The organism is Micromonospora sp. NPDC049662, assembly GCF_040675055.1.
In the GTDB taxonomy this organism is placed as follows: Bacteria; Actinomycetota; Actinomycetes; order Mycobacteriales; family Micromonosporaceae; genus Micromonospora.
The window spans coordinates 1-7,466 of record NZ_JBFAOC010000038.1; the positions used below are offsets into that span (position 1 = coordinate 1).

Sequence of the window (7,466 nt, forward strand, 5' to 3'; positions counted from 1 at the left end):
ACCTCCCCGCCGGGGGGCGCGCCCCGCCCGGGGGGGTGGTGGTGCCTCTCCAACGCCTCGAACACCCCCCCCCCAACCCCCGCAACCGACTCCCCGCTTCCCGTCCGGCGAGGTGCGCCGCCGCCGCCGCGCCGGACCGACGGCGATGTGCGCCGCGGTGGTCTGCGGTCAGACCGGGGCGGGAGCCAGGCCGTAGGTGAGGGCGTCTACCAGGGCGTGCCAGCTCGCCTCGACGACGTTGGGGTGTACGCCCACCGTCGTCCAGTCCCGGCCGGTGCCGTTGGCGGTCTCCAGCAACACCCGCGTCACCGCGCCCGTGCCGTGGCTGCCCTCCAGGATGCGCACCTTGTAGTCGGCCAGCTCGAAGTCGCGCAACTGCGGGTAGTGCCGCGCCAGCCCGACCCGCAGCGCCTCGTCCAGCGCGTTGACCGGGCCGTTGCCCTCCGCGGTGGCGATGACCCGCTCGCCGCGTACCCGGATCTTCACGGTCGCCTCGGAGACGACCGCGCCGTCCTCGCGGTGCTCGACCAGCACCCGGTACGACTCCAGGGTGAACGGCCGCGCCGGGCCGCCCTCGGGCAGTTCGGAGCGGACGAGCAGCTCGAACGAGGCGTCGGCGGCCTCGAAGGACCACCCGCCCGCCTCCAACTCCTTGACCCGCTTGGTGACCCGGGTCAGCGCCTCCGGACGGCCGGCCAGGTCCAGGCCGAGTTCGCGGCTCTTGAGCTCGACACTGGCCCGGCCGGCCATCTCGGTTATCAGGATCCGCATGTCGTTGCCCACCACCGACGGGTCCACGTGGTTGTAGAGCAACGGGTCGACCTTGATCGCGCTCGCGTGCAGCCCCGCCTTGTGGGCGAAGGCGGCGGCCCCGGCGTACGCCTGGTGGGTGTCGGGGGCGATGTTGGCGATCTCGGCGATGGCGTGCGAGACCCGCACCATCTGGGCCAGGCATCCCTCCGGTAGGACGGGCATACCCAGCTTGAGCTGGAGATTGGCGACGACGGCGAAGATGTCGGCGTTGCCGGGGCGTTCGCCGTACCCGTTGGCGGTGCCCTGCACGTGCCGGACCCCCGCCTCGACGGCGGCGATCGTGTTGGCGACCGCGCAGGCCGTGTCGTTCTGGGCGTGCATGCCGAACAGCGCGGCGTCGACCCCGAGCCGGCCGGTCAGGTCGTGGATCGCGGCGGTCACCTGGGACGGCAGCATCCCGCCGTTGGTGTCGCAGAGGACCATCCGCTCGGCGCCCGCGGCGAGCGCGGTCTGCACCACGGCGGCGCCGTACGCGGGGTCGTGGCGGTAGCCGTCGAAGAAGTGCTCGCCGTCGACGAAGACCCGGCGTCCCTCGGCGACCAGGTGGGTGACGGTGTCGTGGATCATCGCCAGGTTCTCCGCGCCGGTGGTGCGCAACGCGCGCTCGACATGGCGGATGTCGGCCTTGGCGACCAGGGCGACCGCCGGGGTCTGCGCGTCCAGCAGGCCGCGCACCTGAGGGTCGTCGGCGACCGCGACACCGACCTTGCGGGTGGCGCCGAACGCCACCAGCACGGCGTGACGCAGGGTCAGCTCGGTGCGGGCGCGGCGGAAGAACTCGGTGTCCTTGGGCACCGCGCCCGGCCAACCGCCCTCGATGAACCCGACGCCGAACTCGTCGAGCAGCCGGGCCACCGCCAGCTTGTCGACCACCGAGTAGGTGAGCCCCTCGCGCTGGGCGCCGTCTCGCAACGTCGTGTCGAAGACCTGGAACGTCATCAGGATCCTTTCTCGGAGCAACAAAAAGACCCCCCGCGGGATGCGGGAGGTCTGCGCGCTCGGCGGAGGGGAGAGCCGGCGCGCTAGGTCGCAATAATCAGGGCGGTGCAGGTCACGATCGCTACTTTGCCACCCGCTCCCGCTTTTGGGAGAGACAATCCACATGGTGGGACATCCCGCCCACAAGGAGGCCCCGTGCGCACCGTGTCGCTCGACACCGACACCCCACCCGCCGAGGACTGACCCGTGGGACTGGACACGATCCGGGCGGCCCTGCCCGCGTACGCCACGGACATCGCCCACAACCTCGACTCGACGATCGGCGCGGCGACGCTGACCCCGGCGCGGACGTGGGGCACGGCGCTGGCCTGCGCGGTGGCCGCGCGCAACCCGCTGGTACTGCGCGAGATCGCCGCCGAGGCGCTCGACCCCCTCGGGCCGGACGGCGTCGAGGCGGCCAAGGGCGCGGCGGCCGTCATGGCGATGACCAACATCTACTACCGCGCCACGCATCTCATCGGCGACGAGGAGTACGCCTCGATACCGGCCCGCCTCCGCATGCAGCTCGTCGCCCGACCCGGCGTGGACAAGAGCGACTTCAAGCTGTGGTGCCTCGGCGTGTCCGCGATCATCGGCTGCGAGATCTGCCTCCAGACGCAGGAGAAGGCGCTGCGCCGTCGTGGCGTCCCCCGGGAGCAGGTGCACGAGGCGTTGCGGATCTCCGCCGTCGTCCACGCGGCGGCGGTCACGCTGGACGCCGAGGCCGCCCTGGCCTGAGGCCCCTCGTGCGGCCCGGACCGGCCGGCGCTCCGGTCCGGTCGCCGTTTCCGGGCCCCCGCAGCCGGGTAGCTCCTCAGGGGCGGGCACGACAGCCCGGGACGTCGGCGACAGTCAGGAGCGAACGGCATGGACAGGATCGACCCACACGCCGCCCACGCCGGGCCGGACCCGCTGCGCGGCGGCGACCAGGGCGCCGTGGCCGGCGGGGCGCCGGCCGGCACGTTCGACCCGTGGCGCTACCGCGACACCGCCGGCGTGGCCGACGCCGACCTGGTCGGCTACAAGGTCGAGGCCAGCGACGGCGGTGTCGGCAAAATCGACAGCGCCAGCCACGAGGTCGGCGGCAGCTACCTGGTCGTGGACACCGGGCCGTGGGTCTTCGGCAAGAAGGTGATGCTGCCCGCCGGCACGGTCAACCTGGTCGACCACGACCAGCGCACCGTCTCCGTCGACCGCACCCGCGACCAGATCAAGGCCGCCCCCGAGTACGACGAGGCCAGCCACAGCGACCCGGCGTACCGGGATCAGCTCGGCGGTTACTACGACGAGACGTACGGCGCGCTTCCCCCGGGCACCGCGCGCTGACCGATCCGACCCGACGGCCGGTGGGACATGAGCCCGCCGGCCGTTACCGTGTGCACGTGGACGCCATCGACGACGAACGTCACATCACGCTGCCCGCGACCTTCAACTTCCGCGACGTCGGCGGCTACCTCGGCCACGACGGCCGTACCGTGCGCCGTGGTCGCCTCTACCGCTCCGACTCCCTGCACCGGCTCGACGAGCAGGACCGCGACGCGTTCGCCGCCATCGGCATCCGCACCGTCGTCGACCTGCGCCGCCCCACCGAGGTGGAGCGCGACGGTCGGGTGCCGGCCTACCAGGGGCTGACGTACCGGCACATCCACCCGGAGCACGAGGACTGGGCGCTGACGCCGCACGAGAAGGGCACCGACCTGGCGCGCTACCTCGCCGACCGCTACGCCGACCTGGCCCAGACCGGCACCGCGGGCCTGGGCGAGGCGATCGGGCTGATCGCCGACTCGGCGAACGCCCCGGTCGTCGTGCACTGTGTGGCCGGCAAGGACCGCACCGGCATCGTGTGCGCCCTGACCCTCGCCGTGCTGGGCGTCGACGACGCGGACATCACCGCCGACTACGCGCTGAGCACCGAGGCGTCGGCCCGGTTCAGCGCCTGGCTGGCCGCCACCATGCCGGACGCCGCGGAGGTGCCGGCGCCGTTCCTGGCGTCGCCCGCCGAGGCCATGCAGATGTTCCTTGACGAACTGCGTGAGGGGCACGGCTCGATCGAGGCGTACCTGCGGCATGCCGGGGTGACCGACAAGCAGCTCGCCGCCCTACGCGACCACCTGCTCGACGAGGGTTAGGGCGCGTGTCCCAGCGCCGCGGCCGACCGGCCCGTTCGACGGGTCGGTCGGCCGACGGACGTCAGAAGACCTGGTGCACCCAACCGTGCGGGTCGGCGGCCTTGCCGCGCTGGATGTCGACCAACTGCTGACGCAGCGACATGGTGACCCGGCCGGGCTCGCCGCCACCGATCAGGAACTCGCCGTCGGGGAAGCGCACCCCGCCGATCGGGGTGATCACCGCGGCGGTGCCGCAGGCGAAGACCTCGCGCAGCCGGCCGCTGGCCGCGTCGGCCTGCCAGTCGGCGAACGAGACCGGCCGCTCCTGCACCTGGTGCCCCGCCTTGCCGGCCAGCGTGATGATCGCGTCGCGGGTGATGCCCGGCAGGATCGTGCCGGTCAGCGGCGGGGTGACCACCGTGTCGTCGTCGTAGACGAAGAAGACGTTCATGCCGCCCAACTCGTCGACGAAGCGGCGCTCCACGGCGTCGAGGAAGACCACCTGGTCGCAGCCGGCCTCGATGGCCTCCGCCTGGGCCGCCAGCGACGTGGCGTAGTTGCCGCCACACTTGGCCGCGCCGGTGCCGCCGGGCGCCGCCCGGGTGTAGTCCGGGGAGACCCAGATCGTGACCGGCTTGACGCCACCGGTGAAGTACGCGCCGGCCGGCGAGGCGATCACCATGTACAGGTATTCGTTGGCCGGACGGACGCCGAGGAAGACCTCGCTGGCGAACATGAACGGCCGCAGGTAGAGACTGCCGTCCTCGCCGGTCGGGATCCACTCCCGGTCGATCTCGATGAGCTTGTGCAGTGAGTCGACGAACACCTCGGGCGGCAACGCCGGCATCGCCATCCGCTTGGCCGAGTCGACGAAGCGGGCGGCGTTGGCGTCCGGCCGGAACATCGTCACGCCACCGTCGGCCGTCCGGTAGGCCTTCAGCCCTTCGAAGATCTCCTGCGCGTAGTGCAGCACCGCGCTGGCCGGGTCCATCGGGATCGGCGCCCGCGCCTCCACCCGGGCGTCGTACCAGCCCTTGCCCTCCGCGTAGCGGATCGTGATCATGTGGTCGGTGAAGACGCGGCCGAATCCGGGGTTGGCCAGCAGGGCAGCCCGGTCGGCGGCGGATACCGGCGTGGGATTCGGACGGATCTCGAAGTCGAGCTTGTCACCACCGCTCATCGCGCTGACCTCCCTGCGGGACAACGGCATGCGGGATCGCACACCGACATGGCTGTGCCAGAAACTTACCCCGAACGACCGTTCAGAAGGTAGCGCCGCTCGGGACCGGGTGGACTGCCCGGACAGGCGAAGACCGCCCCCGGCCGCGACGCGGCCCGGGGCGGTCAGGCTACGGCGTGGGCGGCGAGCCGGTCGCCGACCTCGGCGGTGCGCAGCGTCGCGCCCGGGGTACGGCCGGCCAACTCGGCGGCGACCGCCGCGTCGACCCGGGCCGCCGCCTCGGCGTGCCCGAGCTGCTCCAGCAGCAGCGCCACGGAGAGCACCGCGGCCACCGGGTCCGCGACGCCCTGCCCGGCGATGTCCGGCGCCGAGCCGTGCACCGGCTCGAACATCGAGGGGTACGCGCCCTCGGGGTTGATGCAGCCACTGGCGGCCAGCCCGATTCCGCCGGTGACGGCGGCGGCGATGTCGGTGAGGATGTCGCCGAAGAGGTTGTCGGTGACCACCACGTCGTAGCGCTGCGGCTGGGTCACCAGGAACATCGCGGCCGCGTCGACGTGCTGGTACTCCGTCGCCACGTCCGGGTGTTCGGCCGCGACCGCCGCGAAGGCGCGCGACCACAGCGACCCGGCGTGGGTCAGTACGTTGGTCTTGTGCACCAGCGTGACCTTGCGCCGCTCCCGACGACCGGCCCGCGCGAACGCGTCACGGATCACCCGCTCCACGCCGTGCCGGGTGTTGAGGCTCTCCTCCGTGGCGACCTCGGCGGGCGTGTCGCGGTGCAACGTCCCGCCCGCGCCGGCGTACAGCCCCTCGGTGCCCTCGCGGACCACCACCAGGTCGACCTCGCCCGGCTTCACGTTGCCCAGCGGCCCGGCGACGCCGGGCCAGAGCCGCGAGGGGCGCAGGTTGACGTACTGGTCGAAGGCGAACCGGAGCTTGAGCAGCAGGCCGCGCTCCAGGACACCCGGCGGCACCGTGGGGTCACCCACCGCGCCGAGCAGGATCGCGTCGTGCCCGGCCAGCTCGGTCAGCACCGAGTCGGGCAGGACCTCTCCGGTACGGTGCCAGCGGGCGGCGCCGAGGTCGTACTCGGTGGCCTGCACACCGGGAAGCACCGCGTCGAGGACCTTGCGGGCCTGCGCGACCACCTCGGGCCCGATGCCGTCCCCGGCCACCACCGCGATCCGCGTCACGCCCGCTCTCCCCACGCTCGACTGCCCTGTCCGGCAACGGTACGTCGCCGTCCCGACTCCCGGTACGAAGCTTCCAGCATCTGAGACAGGAGGATGCACAGCACCCTCTCAGCTGGGATTCATGTAGCGATCATCTGCGCTGCCTACGGTAAGGGACAGCGGGTCAGGGGGCCCGCGAACGGTGGTCGTGACGACGCGACGTCAACTGCGAGGGGGCAGGCGCCATGCGCATCGACGAGCAGCCGCGGACCCGCTGGCCGGACCTGTCGGCGTTCCGGCACCGCCGGCCCGACCTCCGCCTCGGCAGCCGCCGTCGCCGGTTCGACCCGGCCGCCGCCACCCAGGGCCGCATCGCCGTGCAGCACACCGTCCGCACCGCCACGGCGGAGTACACCCTGCTGCTCAACGCCCCCGAAGGGCTCGGCCGCCGGGGCGTCGGCGAGGCGTTGCGGGACAGCGTCGCCGAACTGCGCGCGATCGACCTGACCTACGGCCCGAACCGTCCGGAGAGCCTGGTCTCCAGGCTGCGCCGGGGCGAGATCAGCCCCGCGTCGTACGCCCCGCTGGCCGACCTGGTGGACCGCTGCACGGCGATGCGCGCCGCCACCGACGGCTGGTTCGACGCCTGGGCGGTCCCCGGCGGCTTCGACCCGGGCGGCCTACTGGGCGGCTGGGCCGTGGACCGCGCCGCCGCCCGGCTGCGCGCGGCGGGCGTGCACGACTACGCCGTACTCGCCGGCGCCGACCTCGTGGTCCGGGGCCGCGCGCCGCACGGCGGACCGTGGCGGGTCGCGGTACACCACCCGACGGCGCCGGACCGCGCGCCACTGATGCTGGAGATGACCTCGGGAGCAGTCGGCACCTCCGGGGTGTCCGGACGGCGGGGACACGTCGTCGACCCGCACACCGGCGAGCCGGCCAACCACCTCATCGCCGCGACCGTCGTCGGCCCGGACCTGACGGTCGCCGACGCGTACGCCACCGCGCTCTACGCCGCCGGCCCCACGGGCCTGGCCTGGTTCCGGGGTGGCTCCGAGTACCGGGCGCTCTTCGCCCACCGGCGCTGAGGGCCCGAGGGCCTGTTTCATAAGGGCGGTCGAGCCGAGGCAGAGTCCGGGCGGCGATCCGGCAAGGCGCGGTTTCGTCCGGATACCGGTGTTGTATCCGGACGAAACCCAAACCCGCCGGGCG

The 7,466-nt window shown here is 72.9% G+C and carries 7 protein-coding genes; 4 read left to right on the forward strand and 3 right to left on the reverse strand.

The window, feature by feature from the left end; genetic code table 11:
• Positions 1-168: 168 nt before the first annotated feature.
• The gene (gene cimA / locus AB0J36_RS24230; RefSeq protein ID WP_357392964.1) at positions 169-1,752 is read right to left on the reverse strand and encodes a citramalate synthase; all 1,584 of its coding nucleotides are present in this window, start codon (positions 1,750-1,752) and stop codon (positions 169-171) included.
• 246 nt (positions 1,753-1,998) lie between these two features.
• Between cimA and AB0J36_RS24235 the strand changes: the two genes are divergently transcribed.
• The 3 genes from AB0J36_RS24235 to AB0J36_RS24245 all read left to right on the forward strand — a co-directional run bounded on the left by AB0J36_RS24235 (position 1,999) and on the right by AB0J36_RS24245 (position 3,920).
• Positions 1,999-2,529 (forward strand): carboxymuconolactone decarboxylase family protein, encoded by a 531-nt coding sequence (locus AB0J36_RS24235; RefSeq protein WP_357392962.1) that lies wholly within the window; start codon positions 1,999-2,001, stop codon positions 2,527-2,529.
• A 129-nt stretch (positions 2,530-2,658) separates the two neighbouring features.
• On the forward strand, positions 2,659-3,117 hold the full coding sequence (locus tag AB0J36_RS24240; protein WP_357131243.1) for a PRC-barrel domain containing protein: 459 nt from the start codon (positions 2,659-2,661) through the stop codon (positions 3,115-3,117).
• Positions 3,118-3,173: 56 nt separating this feature from the next.
• Positions 3,174-3,920 (forward strand): tyrosine-protein phosphatase, encoded by a 747-nt coding sequence (locus AB0J36_RS24245; protein WP_357392960.1) that lies wholly within the window; start codon positions 3,174-3,176, stop codon positions 3,918-3,920.
• Positions 3,921-3,981: 61 nt separating this feature from the next.
• Here the strand turns inward: AB0J36_RS24245 and AB0J36_RS24250 are convergent, their stop codons facing one another.
• Positions 3,982-5,079: a branched-chain amino acid aminotransferase gene (locus AB0J36_RS24250; RefSeq protein ID WP_357131249.1), complete on the reverse strand. Its 1,098-nt coding sequence runs from the start codon at positions 5,077-5,079 to the stop codon at positions 3,982-3,984.
• A 164-nt stretch (positions 5,080-5,243) separates the two neighbouring features.
• Positions 5,244-6,275 (reverse strand): 3-isopropylmalate dehydrogenase, encoded by a 1,032-nt coding sequence (locus tag AB0J36_RS24255; protein ID WP_357399338.1) that lies wholly within the window; start codon positions 6,273-6,275, stop codon positions 5,244-5,246.
• 224 nt (positions 6,276-6,499) lie between these two features.
• Here AB0J36_RS24255 and AB0J36_RS24260 point away from each other — a divergent pair, with 224 nt between their 5' ends.
• On the forward strand, positions 6,500-7,342 hold the full coding sequence (locus tag AB0J36_RS24260; protein ID WP_357131255.1) for an FAD:protein FMN transferase: 843 nt from the start codon (positions 6,500-6,502) through the stop codon (positions 7,340-7,342).
• The last annotated feature ends 124 nt before the right edge of the window (positions 7,343-7,466 follow it).